This window comes from Amycolatopsis echigonensis (assembly GCF_002846615.1).
GTDB classification, from domain to species: Bacteria; Actinomycetota; Actinomycetes; order Mycobacteriales; family Pseudonocardiaceae; genus Amycolatopsis; species Amycolatopsis echigonensis.
In genome coordinates this window covers 5875862-5897889 of the sequence record NZ_PJMY01000003.1, presented here as the reverse complement: position 1 = coordinate 5897889, position 22028 = coordinate 5875862, and the positions used below count along the sequence as shown (strand labels likewise).

Below are 22028 nucleotides of genomic sequence, written 5' to 3'. Positions count from 1 at the left end.
TTCCCGTCCGCGGGGGCGCCGGGACCGCTCAACAGGGCCAGCGAGCCGCGTCCAGGCTCCGGTTCTTGCGCATCGAACTGAAGCCCAGCGCCGTGGTTTCCGGGCAGAACTGCTCGTTCGGCAGCCGGTATTCGACGTGGAACACCGCTTTCCCGGCCCGGATGAACGGGACCAGCAGATCGCACTGGCCTTGTTCCGCGCACGATTCGTCGATCGAGAAGTCGAAGTCCGGCAGCAGGTCGCCGACCTGCTCCAGATCGTTCTTCAACGCGATCGACAGGCCGAGCCGGTGCGCGATCCCGGCCAGCATCCGGTTGTAGGAGAGCTGATCGGCTCCGGTCAGTGGGAAGCCGGTGTCCTCGGCGTAGGAGTCGGCGTTGTCGGCCTCGATCGCGTCGAACCCCTTGTCCCGGCACTGCCGGAACCGGGCCGTCATGATCGAGGCCAGAATGTCCTGGCGGCGGATGTCGAGCCACTGCTCGCCCGGCCAGCCGTCGTTCTTTCCTTTGACCGCAGGCGGAAACGCCGCGGCGTCGGGACGGAAGTCCTCGGCGGCGCCCGCGTTCACGTAGCAGACGACCTCGCGGCCCGCCCGGTGCAGCGCGGCGACGACGTCCGCGCTGTTGTCGACTCCGTCGATGTCGTAGACCTGGGCGTTCACCGTGGTGTCGACCGTCCCGCTCAGCTGCCATTGCCACGTCGTGCGCGGCGCCGGGATCCAGCGCTGTTTCCCGGCCACGACCGACGGCGGGACCGCGACGGAGGACGGGGCTGCCGCGCACGACCCCGCCACCAGGAAAGCCGCCAGGAAAGCCGCTAGGACGGAGAAGAAGCGAGCAGGCCGCCGGGCAGGCACTGCCATGGGTTGGCGCCCCCTTGGTCGGTGAGGTAAGCGTTCGCCGCGTTCCGGCGGATCGCGAGCCGCTCCACGTCCGCGAAGTACTTGCCGGGCACGGCGTGGACCAGGTGGAAGAACCGGTCGGCGGGCCAGCGGCGCACCCAGCGCGGGATTCCCGCGTCCACATAGGACCGGAACGGGCCTTCGAAGGTGCCGAGGAGATCCGCGTGCTCGGCGTAGCCCTCGGCCGGGTGGGCGCCGTGGTTGAACGCGACGACCCCCGCGCCCGCCGCGCGCACCGCGCGGGAGAGCGACGCGTAGTGCGGCAGATCGGCGGACAGCGCTGAGACCCGGTCGAACATCACGCCGTTCGCCTCGTACCAGTCGACGTACCGGTCGAACTCGGCGAGCACCTCGGCGGCGGGACGGCTGCCGTAGTCGGTGTCGACGTAACCCGCGACCGCGACCCCGGCCTCGCGCAGCCGTTCCAGCGGCCGCAGGAACGCCTCGTCGCACTGCCCGCCCGGACCACTCGCCGGGTTGAGCACGACGAGCCGGATCCGGTCCGGGTGCCGGGCCAGCTCGGCCCAGTCCCCCGGCCGCACGGTCGGGTAGAAGTACGCCGGCACGACCAGCTTGATCACGACGCGCTCCACAGGTCCGCGACGGCGTCCGCGAGATCCCGCCGGGGGCTCCACGGCAGCGTCCGCGTCGTGAGCGTGAGGTCGGCTTCCTGCCACGGGACGTCCGCCGACCGCACGGAGCCCGGCGCGTCCTCGTAGACCGCGCACCCGGCTCCGCTCGCTTCGAGCAGTTCCTTGACCAGCGCTCGCGCCGACAGTCCGCGGCCACTGCCGACGTTCAGCACCGGCGGGAGCGCCGGCACCGCGAGCGCGGCGAGCACCGCGTCGGCGACGTCGCGGGCGTCGACGAAATCCCGGACCGCGTCCAGCGGGCCCAGCCGGAGATCGCTGCCGTCGGCGACGGCCTTGCGCAGCGCGGCGGCGGCGCGACCGGGCAGGCCGCTGAGCGACGCGCCGGCGCCCACCGGGTTGAACACCCTGAGCACGACGCAGTCCAGGCCCCGCTCGCGCGCGTGCACGACGCTCTGGGTGCCGAGCAGCTTGGTCATGCCGTACGGGCCGATCGGCCGAGGACTCGCGTCCTCCCGGACCGGGACGCCGGGCGAACCGCGGCCGTATTCCGCGGCGGATCCCAAGTGGACCAGGCGGACGCCTCGGTCGGCCAGCGCCACGGCGTGCACCAGGTTCTCCGTCGCGGCGACGTTCGCCCGGGTCAGGGTTTCCGCGTCGCCGGCGACCGCACCCGCGCAGTTGACCACCGCGTCCGGCGCCACCTCGACGAGCAACTCGGCGAGGTCGCCGGCCACGCACGCGGAGAGGTCGAACAGATAGTCCCGGTCCGCCGGGCGCACCGGGCTGCGCCCCGCGGTGACCACGTCGAAGCCCCGCGCGCACGCGGCGCGCCGGACGTGGCCGCCGAGGAACCCCGACGCGCCGATCACCAGGACGCGCATGGCGAACCCTTCAGCAGGGTCTTCTTGAGGAGGTCGAACTCGGCGTTCGCGCGGTCGTAGTCGTCGGGCCGCCCGATGTCGAGCCAGTAGCCGTTGAACGCGTATTCGCGCGGCGGGACGCCCCGGGCGAGCAGGTCCAGGACGAGTTCGTCGAAGCCGAGCGGCAGGCCTCGGGTGTAGGGCAGGAGGGTCTCCCGGGACAGCCCGTAGACGCCCATGCTGACCCGGTAGTCCAGTTTGGGCTTCTCGACGAAGTCGACGACCACACCGTCCTGTGTGGACAGTACGCCGAAGTCCACCTGCACCTGGCGCTGGTACGTCGCGACGGTCAGCGGCGCGCCGCTCTCCCGGTGCCGGCCCAGCAGGTCCGCGAAGGAGATGTCGGTGAGCACGTCGCCGTTCATCACCAGGAACTCCTCCGGCAGCCGGTCGACCAGGTCCACCACCGGACCCATCGTGCCCAGCGCCGAACCCTGCTGGTGGTAGTCGATGTCCACGCCCCAGCGCCGTCCGTCGCCGGCGTAGGAGCGGACCAGCTCGCCGAGATGCCCGATCGCGAGCGTCACCCGGTCGAACCCGGCCTGCGCCAGCTGGGTCAGGACGATGTCGAGAATGGAGAACTCGTCCCCGATCGGCACGAGCGGCTTCGGCAGGCGCGTCGTGTAGGGACGGAGTCTGATGCCTTTGCCGCCGGCCATGATCACCGCGTGCATGATCGCCTCCTCGAAGTCACTGGTTGTATTCGTTCTGCCGGTACCGGGCCAGGTTGACCGGGTCGGAGAACCATTCGATGGTCTTGCGCAGTCCTTCCTCGCGGGTGTGCCGAGGACGCCATCCGGTGCGCTGCGTCAGCTTCGACGCGTCGCACACCAGCCGCATCACCTCGGAGTCCTTGGGACGCAACCGCCGCGTCTCCTCGACGATGTCGGCGCGGGCGCCCATCAGCCGCGCGATGTCGCCGACCAGGTCGCCGATCGACACCTCCGAACCGGACCCGGCGTTGAACTGCTCGCCGAGCACCGCCGACGCCGGGGCGGTGCCCAGCGTGACGAACGCCTGCGCGGTGTCGGTGACATAGGTGAAATCGCGCGTGGGTTCGGTCGCCCCGAGCCGAAGCTGCCGGGCGCCGGACGCGAGTTGCGTGATCACCGCCGGGATCACGGCGCGCGCGGACTGCCGCGGGCCGAAGGTGTTGAACGGCCGGAGCGTGACCGCGGGGACTTCGAAGCTCAAGTGGTAGGACTCGACCAGCTTGTCCGCGGCGATCTTGGACGCCGCGTAGGGCGATTGCGCCTGCAGCGGATGCTGCTCGCTGATCGGGACGCTGCGGGCGGTGCCGTAGGTTTCGCTGGTCGAGGTGTGCACGAGTCGCGGCGTGCGGCAGGCGCGCACCGCTTCGAGCACGTGCAGCGTGCCGATCGTGTTGGTGTCCACAAAGGACCGCGGAGCGGCGTAGGAATACGGGATCGAACCCAGCGCCGCGAGGTGGTACACGGTTTCGGCGCCTTCGACGAGTTCCCGGACGGTCCCCGGGTCGCGCACGTCTCCGAACACCACGTCGACGTTCGCGCGGATCTCCGGATCCACGGTGTCGAGCCAGCCCTGCGAGCTGTACATGTTGTAGAGCACCATGGCGCGGACTCGATGCCCGCGCCGCACCAGCGCCTCCACCAGGTGCGAACCGATGAAGCCCTCGGCGCCGGTGACGGCGGCAAGTCCCGTCATGAATCGATCCCTTCTCTGCATGGCTTCGCTACGTGTGCCGCGACGGCTTGCCCAGGACAGCCAGGGCGTACGCGCCGAAGAACAGGAGCAGCCCGACTGTGGCGGCCAATTGCGCGCGCAGCCCGAAGTCCCGGCCCGCGAACTCCAGCGCGAACGCGACCGCGCAGGCGGCCGGCGGAACGACCCGAAGTCGGGTGGTCTGCAGGAGCAGCGCGAGGAACATCGCGCCGCCGAGCGCCAGGTACGCGGCGATCTGCGGATAGGCGCTCCCGCCGGGCTGCGCCGGCCCGATCGCCCACGCGATCGCGGAGACGGCCGCGATGAGGACGGCCGTCGCGATCAGGTACTGCCCCAGTGCGGCAAGCAGGATCAGCCGGGCCCGGCGGCCGAACGCGCGCAGCTTTCCGGTGGCGCGCAGCAGCCGCCAGCTTCGCCGCCGGAACCAGAACAGCGTCCATTCGGCCGCTCCCATGCTGAGCGAGAGAGGAAGGGCGGCCAGCAGCGCGCCCGTGTTGATGCCGGTCCGGCCGGCACCCCACCCCGGCACCACGGGGAAGGCGATGAGCGCGGCTGCGGCCAGCCCGAACGAGGCGCTCGGCAGAGCGGCGACCAGGTCCGCGAACGCGAACGGCTTGCCCGCGCCTTTGCCGATGCCCCGCGTGACCCACATCGACATCGCGAGACCGCACAGCGGCGTCACCGCGAGCGCCCACGCGACCGGGACGGCGAACCCGTTCGGACGCCCCATCAGCAGGAACACTGCCCCGGCAAGGAAACCCGGCGTCAGGACGAGCAGCAGCAGCCGCTCCGCCCCCAGCACCATGAGCACGGTCGCGCTCAGCATGTACAGCCCCTGGCCGAAGCCGAAGGCCAGCGCGGTCAGTCGCGCGTCGACCACCAGCCCGGTGACCGCCATCGCCAGTGCGGCGACCGCCACGGTGCCCAGAAATCCGTACCGCAGCGTCAGTTTCGTCGCGGCGGCATCACCCCGCCCGAGCCGCGCGTAGCCGAGATAGGCCAGTCCTTGGCTGACCGGCCACGAAACCAGCATCGACACCAGCAGCACGGTGATCGAGCCGGGACCGCGGAGGAGACCAGTGGCCGCGGGGAAGAACATCGCGGGCAGGCTGTAGATCAGCCCGTGCAACGCCGGGCGGCCCAGCCCCAGCCGCCACGGATCCTCGGCGCCGGGCGGCTCGACCGGGTCGGCGGGGACGCGCCGGTGCATCTCCTCGGCCAGTTCGAACACGTCGGCGTAGCCGTACTTCTCCCGGACGGCCTGGTCGTTGAGCCCGTCGAACTCCAGCGCCGCGGCGATCTCCAGCGGGTCGACCGCCGACCGGCACACCGCGGCGAATTCCTGGCACAGCTCGCCGACCCCGTCCCGCTGCCCTCGGCGGCCCGGTGCCTCCAGCAGGGCGTGCGGCGGCACGGCCTGCTGGAGCCCGGACAGGGTCCCCGCGCTCATGCCGATTCCTCCGCGTACCGCAGCGGAAGACCGGAGCCGAGCCGCTCGTACAGTTCGTCGAACGTCTCCACGGCCCGGTCCACGGTGAAGAACTCGAGCGCCCGCGCCCGGGCCGCGGACCCGAGCCGCAGCCGGAGTTCGCTGTCGCGCAGCAAGCGCACGCACGCGTCCGCCATGGCGCGCGGATTCCGCGGCGGCACCACGATCCCGGTGTCCGCGATCGCCTCGGTGACGCCGCCGACGTCCGTCGCCACGCACGGCCGCCGGCAGGTCATCGCCTCGAGCACGCTGTACGGGAATCCTTCGGACAGGCTCGACAGCACGACCACGTGCCCCGCCTCGTAGGCGTCCCGGATGATCTCCACCCGTCCCTCGAACCGGGCGGCGCCGTCGATGCCGAGTTCGACGATGAGGTCCTCGCACTGCCGCAGGTATCCTTCGCGTCCGCCGGGCGGGGAACCGAACAGCCGCAGCTTCGCGGCCGGGATCTCCTCGCGCACCAGCGCGAAGGCCCGGATCAGCGTCTCGAGGTCCTTGATCGGATCGATGCGCCCGACCCACGAAACGGTCGGAGCCTCGGGTTCTTCTTCGAAGGCGGGGAAATCGTCCGGGTTCACTCCGTTGTAGACGGTCTTGATCGACTCGGCGGCGGCGCCGAGCCGCTGTTCCCATCGCGTGTTGTAGACGTTCCCGGGCGTGATCACCGCGGCTTCGCGGTAGCCGAGCGCGCAGAGATGGTGGAGGAACCTCAGGTAGAAGGCCTTGACCGGCCAGCGGTACGGGCCCTTGCGGGCGTGCAAGTACTGCTCCCGCAAATAGATGCCGTGCTCGGTGACGATCACCGGCATGCCGTAGCGCCACTTGACGGTCAGCGCGGGCAGCACGCCGAGCCCGTTGGTGACCGCGTGCACCACGTCGGCGGGCTCCGGCGGGTGCGCGAGCGGACGGAGCGAATGGTCGAGCAGTTGCAGCGCGGTGAGGGCGTCGTGCAGGCTCGGCCGCACCGGTGCGGTGTCCGGCCACTGCCCGCACCACAGCCGGGTGAACTGCTCGAACGCTTCGTCGGTCGCGAAGGCGCCGGTGAGGCTTTCGCTTTCCGCGTATTCGAAGAACGCCCGCAGTATTTCGCCGAACCGGGCGGGCGCCTCGGGCGAATTGTCCGCCAGCACGTCGACCAGCTCGGCCAGCAGGGCGGAGAAGCGCCGGCGACCGGTCCGGCCGGGCTTCCGCCCGGCCGGACCGCTTCCCCACAACGGGACGCTGAGGACGGACGCGACGTTCGCCGGGAGCTCCCACGCGGGCTGCTCGGCGCCGGTGGCGACGAGCGCGACCACGTGGAAGTCGTGCTCCGGCATGCCGCGGACGAGCTGGTCGCACCAGACACTGACCCCACCGAACTGGTGCGGGTAAGTGCCTTCGGTCATCAGCGCGACCTTCATCGCCGGCTCCTGTCTTACGGCGAGGTCGGGAACGGGGTGGACGGCAGGGTCAGCACCAGCGGGGAGGAGCCGAGCGTGGGGTACGCCGACCGTTCCCCGGCATAGGCGTTGCCGTAGGCCGGGCTGCCCTGTTTGGTCTGGGCCGGGGCGGTGAGCGGCGCCGACGTGCCCGCCGGCCCGGTGACGACGACCGACGTGCCCTGGACGTAGCCGGTCACCGTGCCGGCGTTCTGCGTCGCGGTCCACTGGCTCTGGGACTGCAGCGCCTGTCCTTCCTGGGTCATCGTCGCGTTGACGACCGGCGTGCTCGTCGCGAAGACAGTGCGGTAAGCCGACAACAGGCCGCTCGTGAACTGCAGCGCCAGGCGGTCCTGGGTCAGGTTCGACTGGTGCATGTAGTACGGCCGCGGGTCGTTCTGCAGCACGGTGCTCAGTGCGATCTGGATCGACTGCGGCAGGATGTAGGAATCCCATCCGGTGCTCGGGTCGAGCGGTGCGATGCAGGTGCTGGTCGTGCTGTTCTGGCAGATTCCGCTGCCGCCGTTGGCGGTGGAGGTGTAGATCCAGTTGTACTCGGAGACCTCCTGCGCCTTGGTGGCGACGTTGTAGAACACGTTGACCGGGTGCCGCGGCACGCCGAGCGCCGCGCCGACGGCCCGCTGATTCGCTTCGCGGGAAGCGTCCAGCCCGAGCCACTTGACCCCGTCCGGGCCCAGCGCCGCGTCGAAGTTGGGGTTGTCGACCGGTTGCTGGGGCAGGATGAACGTGCCCGAGTGCTCCCCGGCGACCAGCTCGCCGCCGCGCACCGGGATCCCGTTCTGCTTGGCCCACTGGATGTTCTGCTTGATTTCGCTGTTGATGGTCGACGAGGGCACCCAGAGGATGTTCCCGCTGGAATCGGTCGCGCACCGCCACGGAATCACCGTGAAGTCCTGCTGACAGCCGAGGAATTGGTGGGTGTAGGTGTGGTTGACCCAGCGGAACTGGTTGACGCCCTGCAGCTGGAACTGCAGCAGCAGCGGGTCGAGCAGCGCGGCGTTGTCGGCGAGGTACTGCACCGAGGCACCGCCGTTGTACAGCATGTCGAGCGTGAAGGTGTTCTGCTGCTCCCATTGGGCGGCGTACGAAGCGTCGGTCGCGGACATCCGCGCTGGCGTGGTGTCCGGCGTGCCGGCCGGGCAGGTCCCGTCGCCGGGGGTGCACTTCCCGACGTCGCTCCAGATCGCGTCGTAGTTGAAGACGTCGTCGATGTTGACGCTGAAGTAGTTGCGCCAGTATCCGAAGTGGACGCCCTTGGTCACCCAGTCGACGATGCCGTGCGCCAGATACCGGAACTGGCCTTGGTAGTAGTTGTAGCCGAAGCTGATCTCCAGCTGCTGCCGGTTGCCGGTGGTGTACACGCCGGCGAGCGTTCCGGTGGTGGCCGAGCCGGGGATCGGCGCGGTCAGGAACGACGTGAAGGACGACGTCGCGGTGTTCGCGAGCGGCTGTCCCAGATAGCCGTAGGACAGCGGGCCGCCGGGCTGGCCGTCGAAGGCGAAAGTTCCTTTGAGGTAACGGAACGCGTCCGCGCGCGCGGCAGCGGTGACCGTGGCGTTGACGCCGTCGAGCGACCCGGCGTAGGCCGGCGCGTTCATGCCGACGTTCGCGGTCGGGTAGACGTAGCTGTCCACCTCGCGCACCGCGTACCCGGTTTCGTAGTTCGTCAGCGCGGTCCGCTCGTCCGCGGACAACCCGGCCGGCGAATCGCTGGGCAGCACAACGCCTTCGAACTTCGCGTGCGGCGTGCCGTCGGAGAGAGTGTCGGCGAGGAACCCGCTGGTGATGACCGGGCGGGAGCTGTTGTTGAGGTCGACCACCGTGGTGGCGACGCCTTCGGACGCCATCTGCTGCCGGAGGCCCTCCACCCAGGGCGAACCGTCGGTGACGACGAGGACGTTCAAGTCGACCCGCGGCGGACCCGCCGCGGCCGCGATCCCCGGCGCCACGACGAATCCGCAGCTGCATCCGAGCGCCAGCGCCAGAGCGGCAGCCGGGCGCCATTTCCTGAGATACTTCACGCCAACTCCTTCTCCCACTGTGTCGAAAGTCGGCCGAACGGCATTCGCGGTCCGCGGGAACCGGTCTTCCGTGCGACGCTAGGCGCGTCCGGCGCGACGCGGCTCATCAAGCAGGACGAGCGCCGTTACGACCGCGAACCGGTTGCCCGTCGGCCGATCCGTCGCACGACTGCCTTCCGTGACCGCGCGGTCGCGCGTTCGCCGCGGGCCGCATTCCCGAGGACACCGCGACCCGGACCGCCTCGAGGCTGCTGCCGACGCCGAGCTTGGTGAGGATCTTGTGCGTGTGGGTCCGGACCGTGTTGGTCGAGACGCAGAGTTCCCGCGCGATCTCGGAGCGCCGCTTGCCGTCGACCATGCTGGCCAGCACCTCGCGCTCCCGCTGGCTCAGCATGTCCAGCGGGCCGCTGCGGTCACGGGCCCGGCGGACGTCGTCGCGCAACGCGCGCAGCACCTCGCCCAGATGCACCGCCGGATAGGTGCCTTGCCCGAGTCCCGCGGCGTGCAGGACCGACACGAGATGCTCGATCGTGCTGTTCTTCGGCACCCAGGCGATCGCGCCCGCCTTGGCGGCGACGACCGCCAGGTCGGTTTCGGTGCGATCGGTCAGCACCACGACGGACAGGTGCGGGAATTCCTCGGCCAGCCGGCCGAGCAGTTCCCCGGGATCGCCGCCGCAGTGCCCGATCTCGACGGTCGCGACATCGGGGCGCGACCCGCCCATCCGTTCCAGCAGCGCCGGGTCGTGCACGGCCGCCCCGCCGACCACGCAGACCCCCGGCGCGAGCGACAGCCGAGCGGCCAGCGCGTCGCGCAGCATCTGGTGGTCGTCGACGAGGAAGAGCCGCACGGGAGTCATCTCGTCACGATGCGCGGCGCGCACTCCGAAATCATCGTGCACGGACATGAGCACGGTCTCCTCCGATCGCGGGACCGCTGGGCCGGCGGCGCAGCCGGAACCGCTTGCGCCGCGCGGCGGCGAGGTCGTCGTAGAGGTCGTCGATGCGAGCCGCGACCGAGGCCATGCCGTACCGGTCGACGACCGCGGGCACCGTCTCGCGCGGGCGCGGCCCGGCTTCGATCTCCTTGCGGATCTCCGCCCGCAGGTCGGCCACTCCCCCGGGAACCTGCCGTGCCCGCTCGGTGGCGATGCCGTCGAGCGCGGGGCAGGCGGTGAACAGCGCCGGCATCCCGTTCGCCAGCGCCTCCAGCACCGACAGGCCGAACGTCTCCTGCGCGGAGGTGGAAACGTAAAGGTCGAGCGCGGACAGCATGGCGAGGCCGTCGGCCTGGTAGCCGGCGAAGAGCACGTGGTCGGCGACGCCGACCACGGCCGCGATCCCTTCCAGGCGTTCCCGGTCCGCGCCCTGGCCGACGATCAGCATCTTGCACTTCTCGCCGAGCAGCGGAGCGGCGGCCTCGATCGCGATCTCGATCCGCTTGGCGGCGTCCAGCCTGCCCATCACGCCGAGCACGAACGCGTCCTGGTCGATTCCGAACCCGCTGCGGGCGTCCCGCCGGCGCACCGGGTCGAACACCAGGCCCTCGAACTCCAGCCCGTTGGGAATCGTGACGATCTTGCGTTCCCGCACGCCCCATTTCACGAGCCGCTCGCGCACGGTTTCCGACACCGCGATCGTGGCGTCGGAGAACAGGTCGGTGGCGAGGTACAGCGCGCGCACGCCCGCGGTCATCCGGCGGCGCTCGATGTGGGTCTCGCCGATCGAGTGCTCGCTGGTGACGACTACCGGCGTGCGGGCGAGCCACGCGGCGACCCGGCCGTAAAGGCACGCCCGGTACAGGTGGACGTGCACGACGTCGATCTTCTCGGTGCTTATCAGCCGCGCGAGCCGCAGCACGGCGGACAGTTCGGTGTTGCGGCGCATCCGCAGGTCCCGCACCCGGCCGCCGTCCTCGCGGATCATCGCGGCCACCTTGGCCGGGTTGTAGAGCGCGAGCACCTCCGCGTCGTTGCGGGTGTGCTGCAGCAGCATCCGGACCTGCAGTTCGGCGCCGCCCACATCCAGCCCGGTGATGACGTGCAGAACTCTCACGGTTCTCCTCCTTCGGATCGGCGCGATCGGCGCAGACCGCTGAACGGGGTGCCCGCGGTGCGGACGAGGATGACCAGATCGGTCCAGAGCGAGCGGTGTTCGATGTAGGCGTTGTCGAACCGGACCCGCTGCGCGATCGACGTGTCGCCGTGGAGTCCGTGCACCTGGGCCCAGCCGGTCACCCCGGCGGGCACCCGGTGGCGGTGCCGGTACGCGGGAACGCTCCGGTCGAACCGGTCGGCGAAGTACGGCCGCTCCGGCCGCGGGCCCACGAGCGAGAGGCTGCCGCGGAGCACGCACCACAGCTGCGGCAACTCGTCGAAATGGCTCGCGCGCAGCCAGTGGCGCAAGGTGCCGCGGCTGTCGTCGCGCACGGCCCAGCTGGTGTCCGGACGAGGATCGTCGAGGGTGCGGAGCTTGAGGACGGCGACCGGGCGGCCGTCCTGGCTGAGCCGGACCTGCCGGAACAGCACGGGGCGGCCGTGGCGCACCAGCAACGCGAGCATCAACACCGCGAGCACCGGGGCCGTCGCGAGGAAGAGGACGCCACCGGCGACCACGTCGAACAGCCTCCTGCCGAGCCTTCCGGTGCGCGGCGAGGCGAGCGGGAGCAGCGGGATCGCATGGATCTCGTCGCGGTGCCGGGCGGGAATCCGGGTGCCCAGTTCGTACAGGCGCGGCACGACCGACACCCGCGTGCGCCTGGTCCGGTTCGTGCGGAAAAGCTCGGCCAGGTCGGCGTCGGTCGCGGCCGGGAAGCAGACGATCACCTGCCGCACCCGGTGCCGCGCGCAGAGCCCGGGCAGGTCGGCGAGCGTGCCGAGCAGCGGGAGCTCCGACTCCGGCCCGGGCGGAAGCCGGTCGGCGAACCCCAGCGGGCACAGCCCGTATTCGGGATGAGCGGCCAGGATCCGCCCGGTTTCGACACCGAGAGCGCCGGTGCCGACGAGCAGCGCCGACTCGGCCACCCACCGGTGCCGTCGCGCCGCTCGCACCGCCGCGAAGCAGGCGAACCGCCCCAAGGCGAGCGCGGTGCCGGCCATCAGCGCAGTGCCCCAGTCCAGTCGGAAGGGCACGGCCGGAACCGCGACGGCAAAGGCGAGCCAGGGCAGCTCGTCGGACACGCGCAGGCAGATCCGCTGCCGCTGCGTTCCGGCGAGACGCAGGATCGCCAGCACCGCGCCGGCGTAAGCGACCTTCGGCCACCACGGGCCGCCGGTCGCCGCGAGCACGGCGAACAGGGCCCCCGCGTCGCACGCGGGCAGCGCGGCCGTGCGCGCGAACGAAGTCCGGAGCCGGGTGCGCCGCGGGATTTCCGCGATGCCGGGCCGGTCCGGGCTGATGCGCGCAACGGGCGCCTCGGTCGTCATCCGAACTGCTTCGCGACCGTCCGGGCCGCGTAGTCCGCGCCGTAAACGAAGCGCATGACCGGACCGAAGGAACTGGCGACGACCGGTCCGGCGAACCACAGCCCGGGGAGGCTGGACCGGAACCCGCCGTCGACCCACGGCGCTCCCCCGATCCGCCGCAGCTTCACTTGCAGCGCATCGTCGAGGAACGAAAGGTGCGCGACGGCGGGACGGTACCCGGTAGCGGCGATGACGTGTTCGGTCTCGAGCTGTTCGGTCGTGCCGTCGGCGGCGCGCAGGCGCAGGCGGGCCCCGCCGGCGACCGGCTCGCCGCCGACGATCGACCGTCCGAGCAGGGTCGGGAACTCTCCCTCGGCGCGCGTGCGCAGCCACGACGCTCCGGCGGGGCCGAGCGCGGTACGAGCCCGGCGGATCCGCACCCGCGGCGGCAGCGAGCGGTACACGCGCGGCCGCGTCGAGTAGAACCACGTGGACCACCCGGAACCGAGCCCCGCCTCGGGTTCGCGCAGCTTGCGCAGGAGCGGGCGGTCCGGCGGCAGCGGCGGGCCGTTCCACGCCACCTTCGAGGCCCGCGCCACGAGCCGGACGCTGGCGCCGCGTTCGTGCAGCAGGGTCGCGGTTTCCAGCGCCGATTGACCGGCCCCGACCACGATCACGTCCTTGCCGCGGAACCGGCCGAGGTCGCGGTGCGCCGAGCTGTGCGAGCAGACCTGCTCGGGCAGCCGGGCGAATTCCGCCGGCAGGTGCGCGAAGTGCTGGACACCGGGCGCGCACACGACGTGCCGGGTCCGGACGACCTCGCCGTCGTCGACCTTGAGCTCGTATCCGCCGCCGGTGCCGGTGATCCGCTCGACCGTCCGGTCTTCGAGGCCGGCGGCCTGCGCGGCCCGGAACCAGTCGCCGTAGGCGACGAACGTGTCGAGGGGAACCGGGACGCCGTAGTCGCCGTACTCCCTTCCGGTCTCGCGGCAGAACGCGGCGAGCGTGTGCGTGCCGGCCGGATCGGACAGATTCGACGCGAAGCCTTGGGACTTCAGGAACATCCCCTCCGGCATCGCATCGCGCCACAGATGCATCGGCGTCCCGAAGTGCCGGAACCGCACGCCCTTGCCGCGCAAGTGGGCGGCGATCGACAGGCCGTACGGACCCGCTCCGATTACGACGACTTCGGGTTGGCTGATCATCGGTTCCCCTTCCGGTGCTGCGCCGCGGCACGGCCGCGGCGGTGTCTCGGGGTCGGTTCGTCCGGCCGGTGCGCGGCCGGGAACGGACGGCGCAGGATCCGCCAGGCCAGGCGGGCACACATCAGGCCGAAGGGCGCCAGGTCGTCGCGGGCGAACCAGGCGAGTTCGTCGACTTCGCGCAGGGACCTCAGCCAGTCGCCCGGCCGCAGCTGGCCGCGGCGCCAGGAGCCCAGCGCGGCGAACGGGTCGTAGTTCTCCACGAGGAACCCGCGCCGGACCGGGTTTCCGACCGGGATCTCGCGGCCGGTGAGGTGCAGGTGGGCGGCGACCGCGACGTCTACCCCGGCGTCGTCGACGAACAACCGGAACTGGGCGCCGAGCCGGGGGTTGAAGTCCAGCAGCTGGTACCGGCCGTCGCGCGGGTCGCGCCGGAGGTCGAGGTCCATGATCCCGCGGTAGGACAGCCGCTCGAGCATCGTCTGGACGGCGTCGCTCAGTTCGGCGTTCGGCTCGGCGGTGCCGAACGCGGTCAGCCCGGCCCCCGCCGGATAAGACCGGTGCTTGCGGCCGGTGAACGCCGGACGGCACACCGAATGCTCGTCGCAGTAGCCGTGGAAGAACCAGTCAGCCTCCGCGCCGCCGGGCAGGTACTCCTGGAGCATCAGCTCGGCGCGCTCCATCAGTCCCCGCAGTTCCTCGCGCGTGCGCACCAGATTCGTGCTCCGCGTCCGACCGGCGCCGGACGGCCGCCACGGGCGGACCAGTTTCGCGATCACCGGAAAGCCGTGCGCCGCGCAGAAGGCCTCCGCTTCGTCCCACGAGCGGGCGAGCGCGGTCGCCGGCGTGGGCACGCCGAGCCGCAGGCAGATCTCGTGCAGCGAGTACTTGTCGGCGAGCAGCGCCGGGAGCCCCGGATCCGGTTCGGGGAACAGGAAGGCTTCGCGCAGCTTCGCCTGGTACTCGGCGACGAACAGCGCGCCGGCGTCGTCGGTCGGCAACAGGACGGCGCGCTTGCCGATCCGTTCGCTGATCCGCAAGAGACCGGCCAGCACCCGTGCGGCGTCCTCGGTCCCGGGCCGCCACCGCCATCCGCCGCTGAGATAACGCGAAGCACCGGCCGGCGTGAACCGTTCCTCTTGCACCGCGTAGACCGGGACGCCGAGCCGGCCCAGCGACCGGATCACGCCGAGGCCGCCGTGGTGGAACACGTTGGCGTCGAGCTTCAGCACGAGCGCGGGCGTGGCGCGGTCCACGTCGGGCGGCGAATTCGGCTGGCGGCGCATCGGCTACTCCTGGGGCAGACTCGGAAGACGGTCACATGCCGGGATCGATCGAACCTCGCGCAACCGGACGAGGTTCCCTACGCACAGGGGACGGTTTCGCGTACTGGACACTCGCCTCGGCCAACCGCGCCAGCGTCTCCCGCAGATCGAAGAGCCGCCCCGCGCGGCGGGCGCCGGCCTGTCCTTCCCGCTCCGCTCGCGCCGGGTCCGCGAACCGCCGGAGGATTTCGCCTGCGAGTGCGGCCATCGGAACCGCGGCCCCGGTGTCCGGGCCGATCGCCTCGGCCAGTCCTTCGACGTCGGTGGCGACCACAGATCTCCCGCACGCCATGGCTTCCAGGACCGTCAGCGGGAGACCTTCCCAGCGAGAGGGCTGAACGACGACGTCGGCCGCGCGGTACCAGGGCCGAGGGTCGTCGACGCGGCCGACGGAACGGACGCCGGCGGCCGACGGCGCTTCGCCGGGGCCGACCAGGACCAGGTGCGCCGCGGGGAATGCGGCCCGGATCCGCGGCCAGCTCGCGACGAGACGGTCCTGGCCCTTTTGCCGGGTCAGTCGCCCGACGCATACCGCGACGGGCACGTCCGGGGCGATCCCCACCGCGTGCCGCGCGGCCGTTCTCGTCATCGCGCCGGGGCGGAACCGGGCGAGGTCCACTCCGTTGCGAATGACGGTGAACGTCCCTCCGACGCCCTCCCGCCGACCGGCTCGCGCCTCGCCGGTTCCGACGCAGACGGTCGCCGCCGTCCACCGAACCCCGTAGCGCTCCCAAACCCGTGCCGCGCGGGCAGATCCGCCGGCGGCGGCCAACCAGGACCAGCCGTGCGGCTGGAACAAAGTCGGCACGGCACCCCGCACCGCCAGCCGCCCGGCCAGACCGGCCTTCGCCGAGTGGAGGTGCAGCAGATCGGGTCGGAACGCCCGAACCAGGTGGCGCACCCGCCGCACCTCGGCCGCGGTGGCGGCTCCCGGGGTCCGGCCGGCTTGCCAAGGAAGCAGCAGGATGTCTTGGCGCGCAAGCGTTTCCCGCAGCGCAGAGGGGCCGGCGACGGCGACCCGCCAGCCGCGCGCCCGCTGGTCCGCGGCAGCTGCCGCCACGTAAGCCGCCGCGCCGCCGTCCGCGGGCTGGACGACGTGCAGAACCGAGAGCACCGGGTCAGTCCCTGACCGCGGGTTCGAGCCGGCTGTCCCCGGTCCGGATGCGGTGGCGCAGCCGCTTCGCGCGCAGCCGGAGGCCGGTGTCGCGGTCGCCGACATAGACTCGCGGAATTGCGAACCGCGAATCCCACGCGCTGTGCGAAACCGCGCAGGCATAATCGTATCGGGCTTCCCGAACGGACGTGATCGTTTTTCCGTCGACGTCGCCATAGGGATAGCAAAAACCCGTCACCGGCGTGTCGATCACGGATTCGAGCAGCTCCCGGCTGTGCAGCAGTTCGTCTTCGACTCCGTCCGGCGGGAGCGCGGGAACGTGGACATGCCGCATCCCGTGCGAACCGATCTCGATCCCCATGGCGACCAATTCCCGAAGATTTCTCGCGTCCATCAGGCGCTTGCGCGGACCGTCGCCGTCCCATTCGTTGGTGCCGCCGAGGCGGCCGGCGATCGCGAATACCGTCGCGGTGAAGCCGTACCGCGCGAGCACCCGCGGAACGTGGTCGAAGAAATCGAGGTACCCGTCGTCGAAGGTCAGGCCGACGAGGTCGCCGCCCTCGCCCCGGCGACGGCGGTCCAGCAGCGTCCGCATCGAGACGCCGCGCCGGCCATGGCGCCACAGCCAATGCATCTGCGCTTCGAAACGTTCGGGACGAACCGTGATGAGGTAAGGATCTTCGGTGTAGCTCGCGATCGAGTGATACATGAACACGAGCGGCATTTCGTCCGGCGGATCGCCCATCGGCCCTCCCGGTTCGGATCCGGCCCGGCGACGCCGCGCAGCCGGAGAACCATCGGACGGTAACGCGGCCGGAAATCCCGGCGGATCGGCAACGAGGACGATTGCGGCTCGCCCCGTTTCCGGAGATCACGTCGAGGAGGGCCGTAACCTTCCTCGCGCGGCGCACGATTAAAGGGCGTTACGAATGGCCGTCGGGGCGAGGTGCACAATGTCATCGGAACTTTTGCGGCACACCGATACCGGGCCTGCCCCGGGACTCTTCTCCGGTGATGTGCTGCACGATTTAGGACACGGCTTGTTCGCTTTGTCCTGTTTGACCGAATCGGTGCTGAATTCCGAGCGCCTGTCCGCCGGGGCGCACCGCCGGATCGCGGTGATTTCGGACGAGACCGCCCGCTTGCTGGCCTTGGTCCGGCAGGCGTCGGCAGCGGAGTGCGCACCGAAGCCGGTGGACGTGGTCGCCTTGCTCGAGTGCGCGGCGCAGATCGCGACGCAAACCGGCGGCGCGGCGGTGAAAGTGCGTGCCGACGAACCGGTGCTGCTCGTGACCGACGAACTGTCGCTGTGGCGTGTGATCACGAACCTGGTCGGCAACGCGGCGCGAGCGGCGGGCCCGGGCGGAGAGGTCGAACTGTCCGCCGAACCGGGTCCGCCGGTGACCGTCGCGATCGCCGACAACGGCCCCGGGTTCGGCCGCGGACCACAGGGCTGGGCTGCGCGGGGGCTGCGGATCGTGTCCGAACAAGCCGGTGCCGGAGGCGCTCAGGTGCGGTTCGAAGACCGCACGCCGCACGGCACTTGCGTCCGGCTCGTGTTCGCGACGCCGGCGGACTGACCCGATGGCGAGCCTGGTCATCGGCGACGACCACCAGCTGTTCGCGGACGCCCTCGGCACCGCGCTCGGCCAGCAGGGCTTCACCGTGCTCGCCATCAAGCTCACCCTCTCCGCCACGATCGACGCGGTGGCGGACCTGAACCCGGATCTTTGCCTGCTGGACCGCCACTTCTCCGACGGCGAAGGAACCCGCGCGGTCGCCGACGTCCGCAGCGCCGACCGGAACACGAAGGTCATCATCCTGACCGCGGACCGAGATCCGACCGGAATGGTCCTGGCGATGGCCGCCGGGGCAGCCGGATTCGTCCACAAGACACTGGGCCTGCCCGCCTTGGTCACCGCCATCCGCCGCGCTTACGCGGGCGACATCGTCGTGGAATTGCCTGCCGCGAGCCCGAGATCCCGAGGAGACATGGACGCCGTGCGGCTGGCGTCGTTCCTGACGACCCGGGAGCGGCAGTGCTTGGCATTGCTGGCAGAGGGCCTGGACACCACCGCGATGTCCTGGCGGCTGGGCGTGTCGGCGACGACGGTGCGGACGCATGTCCAAGCGGTGCTGACGAAACTGGGCGTCCACTCGCGCCTGCAAGCGGCTTCGCTGGCGGTCCGCCACGGCCTCGTGGACGGCGTGGATCTGCCCGCCCGGCACGGGAGCCACGAAGGCCCGCACTGACGGCGAGCGCAGGCATCGGTCCGGATGGCGCCTAGGTCATCCCTCTGCACCATTGCGCGATGAGACAGCGGCGATCATCAAGCGTGCGCATGCTCCCGCGCCAGCCGCCGGCGCCGATGGGCGGCCATCCGGACCGGGGCGTCCGTCCAGCCGTACCCGTCGTACTCCCCCAGCCGCTGGACCAGCGCGAGGAATACCCGGCCGCCGAGTACCTCCGTGCACACCTGCAAGTACGCGCCGTCCGGGTTTTCCTCGTGCAGCACTCCGAGTTCGCGGTACTCGGCGATCCGCTCGGCGGGCAGGTCCAGCCGAGCGGCCAGATCGGCGTAGTAGTTGTCCGGGATCGCCAGCAAGGGTGCGCCGGCAGCACGGGCGGCGCGGGCGGCGGCGACGACATCGTCCACCGCCAAGGCCACGTACTGCGGTTCGGACACCCCGGGCGCCCACTCGCCGCGCCGCAGCAGCGACACGGTCAGCGCGAGCCGGACGCGACGGTCGGCGTCCGCGACGGCCCGGCTGCGCACGAGGCCGAACGGCGCGGCGAATTCGCCGTCGGCGGCCGGTTCCAGTCCGAGCACGCTGCGGTAGAACAACACCGCCTCGTCGAAGTGGTCGAACGGCTGCGCCAGTCCTACGTGGTCGATCGCGGTCACGCCGATGCCCGGGGCTGTCTCGCCGGTCGGGACGAAGTCGCCGGTCCAGTCCTCTTCGGACCCGGTGCGGCAGAAGAACAACGCGGTCCCGTCGGGCGCGGTCACCGCGGCCAGGTCCGCCTCCGCCGGACCCCGTTCCCGCGGCAGCCGTGTGGCGTCGAGCCAGGTCGCACGGTGCGCGGCTCCGGACGGATCGGCGGATTCGACGGCCAATGCGCCGACCGCGGCCGGGGAGCCGGACCGGTTCACGAGAATCCGGGCGCTGCCCTGTTCCCACCGCTCGACCGGCTTCGTCCGATGCTGTCCGGTGCGCGCGAAGCCGAGCGCGGCCAGGACAGGGCTCAGACTGTCGTCCGCGGACAGCTCGACGAACGCGTGCCCGCGCACCGCGGGCGCCGGCGGGCCCGCGGCCGCCGGCAGGGTCGCCTCGGCCAGTGCGAGCAGCGAACGGTGCGCGTCCACGGCTGCCCGCGCCGGGTCTGCCTGCCGGAACACATCGTTGAAGACCTCCAGCGACAGCGGGCCGGAGTACCCGGCAGCCAGAACCGGGGCTAGGAAACCAGGCAGGTCGAACGCGCCCTGTCCCGGGAACAACCGGTGATGGCGGCTCCATTGCAGCACGTCCATCGACAGGTGCGGCGCGTCGGCGAGCTGGAGGAAGAACAGTTTCTCGCCGGGAATTCCGGCGATGCCCGCGGGATCCGAACCGCGCGAGAGGATGTGGAAACTGTCCAGGCACAGTCCCAGGGCGGGGTGGTCCGCCCGGCGGACGGCCTCCCACGAGCGGTCGTAGGTGTTCACGTGCCTGCCCCAGGCCAGCGCCTCGTACGCGATCCGCAGCCCGCGCGCGCCGGCGCGTTCGGCCAGCTCGCGCAGCTGCTCGGCCAGCACATCGAGGTCCTCGACCGCGTCGTCGGCGACCGACGAGCACACCAGCACGGTGTCCGCGCCGAGCTCCTCCATCACGTCGAACTTGCGCTCCGCCCGCCGCAGGTTCGCCGCGAACCGGTCCGGCACGGTCGAATCCAAGTCGCGGAACGGCTGGTACAGGTCGACCGACAGGCCAAGATCGGCGCAGCGCAGCCGCACTTCGCCCGGCGGCAGCGGAGACGCCACGAGGTCGGGTTCGAAAATCTCGACCCCGTCGAACCCGGCGGACGCCGCGGCGGCGAGTTTGTCCTCCAGCGCACCGGAAAGGCACACGGTGGCGATGGCGGTCCGGAAATCACGCGACACGGCCGGCACCTCCTTCGCCGCCGACCAGCTCGGCGAGATGCCGCAGCATCCTGGCCGGATCGGGTTCCCGTCCGCTGAACAACCGCAGCGCCTCCGCCGCCTGGTGCACCGCCATCCGCCCGCCGTCGAGCGTCCGGCAGCCGCGCGCGCGTGCCGCCCGCAGCAACGCCGTTTCCAGTGGCCGGTAAACGATCTCGGCCACCCACAGCTCCGGGCGAAGCACCGAGACCGGCAGCGGCAGGCCCGGGTGCTCGGCCATGCCGACCGGGGTCGCGTGCACGAGCCCGTCGGCGGCGGCCAGCGTTCGCTCCAGCGCGCTGGCCGGCGAGCCGATCGCCCGGCCCGAGCCGAATCGCGCCGCGAGGTCGTCCGCGAGGCGCGCCGCCCGGCCGGCGTCGACGTCGAGCACCGTGAGCGAACCGGCGCCGAGGCTCAGCAGCGCGTGCGCCGCGGCCGCCCCGGCACCGCCCGCGCCGAGCAGCACGACCCGGTCCAGCGGCGCGCCGGGCAGCCCGGCGACGAAACCGTCCCGGAAGCCGGACCAGTCGGTGTTGTGCCCGATCGCCCGGCCGCCGGAGAAGACCACGGTGTTCACCGCGCCGATCGCGGCGGCGTCCGGGGAAAGCTCGTCGAGATGCCGCAGGACGGCCTGCTTGGCGGGATGGGTGACGTTGACCCCGGCCAGGCCTTCCGCCGCGACGCGGGCGAGCAGGTCGCCGACGGCCTCCGGCGCCACGCCGAGTTCGTCGAGGTCGAACCGGGCGTAGGCGCAGTCGAGCCCGAGTTCGCGGGCCTCGCGCTCGTGCAGCGCGGGCGAAAGGGAGGGCCCGATCCCCGCCCCGATGAGGCCGGTCAGCAGCCGGCCGGGGCCGGAAGCCGGCCGGGTGGTGCGGTCCTGCGGCATGGAACTCCCTCGCCTCCGATGTATGTACCAGTTAGTTACTTGTACCGTGTCGGAGCGCGGAAGGGAAGCCGGCGGGCGGATATCCTCGGCGGCGTGAGCACAGCAGCGCAGGACGGCCCGGTCCGCGCCGAGGCGAACGGGTCCGCCGAGCCCGCGGAAAGGCAGCGCGACGCCGAACGCACCCGGGCGGAGATCCTCGACATCGCCACCGAGGAGTTCGCCGACCGCGGGTACGACGGCGCGCGCGTCGACGAGATCGCCGCCCGCACCCGCACCACCAAGCGGATGATCTACTACTACTTCGGGAGCAAGGAACGCCTCTACGTAGCCGTCCTCGAGCACGCCTACCAGGGGATCCGCGCCCTGGAGCAGCAGCTGGACGTCGACCACCTCGACCCGGCCCGCGCCATGCGCGCGCTCGCCGAACTGACCTTCGACCACCACGAATCGCATCCCGCGTTCATCCGGCTCGTCGGCATCGAGAACATCCACCACGCCGAGCACCTGCGCACCTCGCCGATCCTGCCCGGGCTCGCCGCGCCCGCCGTCGACGTGCTCGGCGGCATCCTCGACCGCGGCCGCGCGGCGGGACTGTTCCGCGAGGACGTCGACGCGCTCGACGTGCACATGGTGATCAGCGCGTTCTGCGTGTTCCGGACCGCCAACCAGCACACCTTCCAGGCCATCTTCGACCGCGACCTGCTGGATCCCGCGCGGCGCGCGCACTACCGCCGGATGCTCGGCGACCTGGTCCTGGAGTACCTCACCGCGCACGTCGGCCGGGCCTGAGACCCACCGGATCCCTCGCCGGGTCTTGACACCACGGGGTTCGCTAACTCACCATCCGGTACATAACCAGTCGGTACATTCC

The 22028-nt window shown here is 71.3% G+C and carries 20 protein-coding genes; 3 read left to right on the top strand and 17 right to left on the bottom strand.

Features of this window, described 5'->3' with window-relative positions:
* Positions 1 to 28: 28 nt before the first annotated feature.
* The 15 genes from ATK30_RS33050 to ATK30_RS32975 form a co-directional block, all read right to left on the bottom strand.
* Complete coding sequence (locus ATK30_RS33050) at positions 29 to 862, bottom strand: endo alpha-1,4 polygalactosaminidase (RefSeq protein WP_101438713.1); 834 nt, start codon at positions 860 to 862, stop codon at positions 29 to 31.
* Positions 817 to 1482, bottom strand: a complete 666-nt coding sequence (locus tag ATK30_RS33045; protein ID WP_158242538.1) for a spherulation-specific family 4 protein — start codon at positions 1480 to 1482, stop codon at positions 817 to 819. Before ATK30_RS33045 ends, ATK30_RS33050 begins: the two co-directional genes overlap by 46 nt.
* Positions 1479 to 2375 (bottom strand): NAD-dependent epimerase/dehydratase family protein, encoded by an 897-nt coding sequence (locus ATK30_RS33040; protein WP_101438711.1) that lies wholly within the window; start codon positions 2373 to 2375, stop codon positions 1479 to 1481. The genes ATK30_RS33045 and ATK30_RS33040 overlap by 4 nt, the downstream gene beginning before the upstream one ends.
* Positions 2360 to 3088: a nucleotidyltransferase family protein gene (locus ATK30_RS33035; protein ID WP_101438710.1), complete on the bottom strand. Its 729-nt coding sequence runs from the start codon at positions 3086 to 3088 to the stop codon at positions 2360 to 2362. Before ATK30_RS33035 ends, ATK30_RS33040 begins: the two co-directional genes overlap by 16 nt.
* 16 nt (positions 3089 to 3104) lie before the next feature.
* A complete protein-coding gene (locus ATK30_RS33030; protein WP_101438709.1) occupies positions 3105 to 4100 on the bottom strand; it encodes a GDP-mannose 4,6-dehydratase in 996 nt (331 codons plus the stop codon).
* Between the two features lie 28 nt (positions 4101 to 4128).
* Positions 4129 to 5568 carry a hypothetical protein gene (locus ATK30_RS33025; protein ID WP_101438708.1) on the bottom strand — a complete coding sequence of 480 codons (1440 nt, stop codon included), beginning with the start codon at positions 5566 to 5568 and terminating at the stop codon, positions 4129 to 4131.
* Positions 5565 to 7007, bottom strand: coding sequence for a GT4 family glycosyltransferase PelF (gene pelF / locus ATK30_RS45150; protein ID WP_158242537.1), 1443 nt, complete (start codon positions 7005 to 7007; stop codon positions 5565 to 5567). Before pelF ends, ATK30_RS33025 begins: the two co-directional genes overlap by 4 nt.
* Before the next feature lie 14 nt (positions 7008 to 7021).
* Positions 7022 to 9067, bottom strand: coding sequence for a hypothetical protein (locus ATK30_RS33010; protein WP_101438706.1), 2046 nt, complete (start codon positions 9065 to 9067; stop codon positions 7022 to 7024).
* Between the two features lie 106 nt (positions 9068 to 9173).
* On the bottom strand, positions 9174 to 9974 hold the full coding sequence (locus ATK30_RS33005) for a response regulator transcription factor (protein WP_244194800.1): 801 nt from the start codon (positions 9972 to 9974) through the stop codon (positions 9174 to 9176).
* On the bottom strand, positions 9958 to 11121 hold the full coding sequence (locus ATK30_RS33000; protein WP_101438705.1) for a glycosyltransferase: 1164 nt from the start codon (positions 11119 to 11121) through the stop codon (positions 9958 to 9960). Before ATK30_RS33000 ends, ATK30_RS33005 begins: the two co-directional genes overlap by 17 nt.
* The gene (locus ATK30_RS32995) at positions 11118 to 12491 is read right to left on the bottom strand and encodes a sugar transferase (protein ID WP_101438704.1); all 1374 of its coding nucleotides are present in this window, start codon (positions 12489 to 12491) and stop codon (positions 11118 to 11120) included. Before ATK30_RS32995 ends, ATK30_RS33000 begins: the two co-directional genes overlap by 4 nt.
* Positions 12488 to 13675 carry an FAD-dependent oxidoreductase gene (locus ATK30_RS32990; RefSeq protein ID WP_101438703.1) on the bottom strand — a complete coding sequence of 396 codons (1188 nt, stop codon included), beginning with the start codon at positions 13673 to 13675 and terminating at the stop codon, positions 12488 to 12490. The genes ATK30_RS32995 and ATK30_RS32990 overlap by 4 nt, the downstream gene beginning before the upstream one ends.
* On the bottom strand, positions 13672 to 14958 hold the full coding sequence (locus tag ATK30_RS32985; protein ID WP_208637465.1) for a carboxylate--amine ligase: 1287 nt from the start codon (positions 14956 to 14958) through the stop codon (positions 13672 to 13674). Before ATK30_RS32985 ends, ATK30_RS32990 begins: the two co-directional genes overlap by 4 nt.
* A gap of 31 nt (positions 14959 to 14989) precedes the next feature.
* Entirely contained in the window at positions 14990 to 16111 is a 1122-nt protein-coding gene (locus ATK30_RS32980; RefSeq protein WP_158242536.1) for a glycosyltransferase, read from the bottom strand.
* 4 nt (positions 16112 to 16115) lie between these two features.
* The gene (locus ATK30_RS32975; protein ID WP_101438701.1) at positions 16116 to 16856 is read right to left on the bottom strand and encodes a polysaccharide deacetylase family protein; all 741 of its coding nucleotides are present in this window, start codon (positions 16854 to 16856) and stop codon (positions 16116 to 16118) included.
* 208 nt (positions 16857 to 17064) lie between these two features.
* Here ATK30_RS32975 and ATK30_RS32970 point away from each other — a divergent pair, with 208 nt between their 5' ends.
* Both ATK30_RS32970 and ATK30_RS32965 read left to right on the top strand, forming a co-directional pair.
* The gene (locus tag ATK30_RS32970) at positions 17065 to 17691 is read left to right on the top strand and encodes a sensor histidine kinase (protein ID WP_143271454.1); all 627 of its coding nucleotides are present in this window, start codon (positions 17065 to 17067) and stop codon (positions 17689 to 17691) included.
* A 4-nt stretch (positions 17692 to 17695) separates the two neighbouring features.
* On the top strand, positions 17696 to 18364 hold the full coding sequence (locus ATK30_RS32965) for a response regulator (protein ID WP_101438699.1): 669 nt from the start codon (positions 17696 to 17698) through the stop codon (positions 18362 to 18364).
* A 77-nt stretch (positions 18365 to 18441) separates the two neighbouring features.
* Here the strand turns inward: ATK30_RS32965 and ATK30_RS32960 are convergent, their stop codons facing one another.
* Positions 18442 to 20253, bottom strand: coding sequence for a sugar phosphate isomerase/epimerase and 4-hydroxyphenylpyruvate domain-containing protein (locus ATK30_RS32960; RefSeq protein ID WP_101441190.1), 1812 nt, complete (start codon positions 20251 to 20253; stop codon positions 18442 to 18444).
* Entirely contained in the window at positions 20243 to 21157 is a 915-nt protein-coding gene (locus ATK30_RS32955; RefSeq protein WP_101438698.1) for a shikimate dehydrogenase, read from the bottom strand. The genes ATK30_RS32960 and ATK30_RS32955 overlap by 11 nt, the downstream gene beginning before the upstream one ends.
* 192 nt (positions 21158 to 21349) lie before the next feature.
* Here ATK30_RS32955 and ATK30_RS32950 point away from each other — a divergent pair, with 192 nt between their 5' ends.
* Positions 21350 to 21946, top strand: coding sequence for a TetR/AcrR family transcriptional regulator (locus ATK30_RS32950; protein ID WP_376772211.1), 597 nt, complete (start codon positions 21350 to 21352; stop codon positions 21944 to 21946).
* The last annotated feature ends 82 nt before the right edge of the window (positions 21947 to 22028 follow it).

What these genes read in the sequence shown, in the direction of transcription:
- ATK30_RS32970 (WP_143271454.1), top strand. Translation starts at nt 17,065, where the DNA reads ATGTCATCGGAACTTTTGCGGCACACCGATACCGGGCCTGCCCCGGGA.
- ATK30_RS32985 (WP_208637465.1), bottom strand. Translation starts at nt 14,958, where the DNA reads ATGCGCCGCCAGCCGAATTCGCCGCCCGACGTGGACCGCGCCACGCCC.
- ATK30_RS33005 (WP_244194800.1), bottom strand. Translation starts at nt 9,974, where the DNA reads ATGTCCGTGCACGATGATTTCGGAGTGCGCGCCGCGCATCGTGACGAG.
- ATK30_RS32995 (WP_101438704.1), bottom strand. Translation starts at nt 12,491, where the DNA reads ATGACGACCGAGGCGCCCGTTGCGCGCATCAGCCCGGACCGGCCCGGC.
- ATK30_RS32990 (WP_101438703.1), bottom strand. Translation starts at nt 13,675, where the DNA reads ATGATCAGCCAACCCGAAGTCGTCGTAATCGGAGCGGGTCCGTACGGC.
- ATK30_RS33035 (WP_101438710.1), bottom strand. Translation starts at nt 3,088, where the DNA reads ATGCACGCGGTGATCATGGCCGGCGGCAAAGGCATCAGACTCCGTCCC.
- ATK30_RS33025 (WP_101438708.1), bottom strand. Translation starts at nt 5,568, where the DNA reads ATGAGCGCGGGGACCCTGTCCGGGCTCCAGCAGGCCGTGCCGCCGCAC.
- ATK30_RS32965 (WP_101438699.1), top strand. Translation starts at nt 17,696, where the DNA reads ATGGCGAGCCTGGTCATCGGCGACGACCACCAGCTGTTCGCGGACGCC.
- ATK30_RS33050 (WP_101438713.1), bottom strand. Translation starts at nt 862, where the DNA reads ATGGCAGTGCCTGCCCGGCGGCCTGCTCGCTTCTTCTCCGTCCTAGCG.
- ATK30_RS32955 (WP_101438698.1), bottom strand. Translation starts at nt 21,157, where the DNA reads ATGCCGCAGGACCGCACCACCCGGCCGGCTTCCGGCCCCGGCCGGCTG.
- pelF (WP_158242537.1), bottom strand. Translation starts at nt 7,007, where the DNA reads ATGAAGGTCGCGCTGATGACCGAAGGCACTTACCCGCACCAGTTCGGT.
- ATK30_RS32975 (WP_101438701.1), bottom strand. Translation starts at nt 16,856, where the DNA reads ATGGGCGATCCGCCGGACGAAATGCCGCTCGTGTTCATGTATCACTCG.
- ATK30_RS33040 (WP_101438711.1), bottom strand. Translation starts at nt 2,375, where the DNA reads ATGCGCGTCCTGGTGATCGGCGCGTCGGGGTTCCTCGGCGGCCACGTC.
- ATK30_RS33030 (WP_101438709.1), bottom strand. Translation starts at nt 4,100, where the DNA reads ATGACGGGACTTGCCGCCGTCACCGGCGCCGAGGGCTTCATCGGTTCG.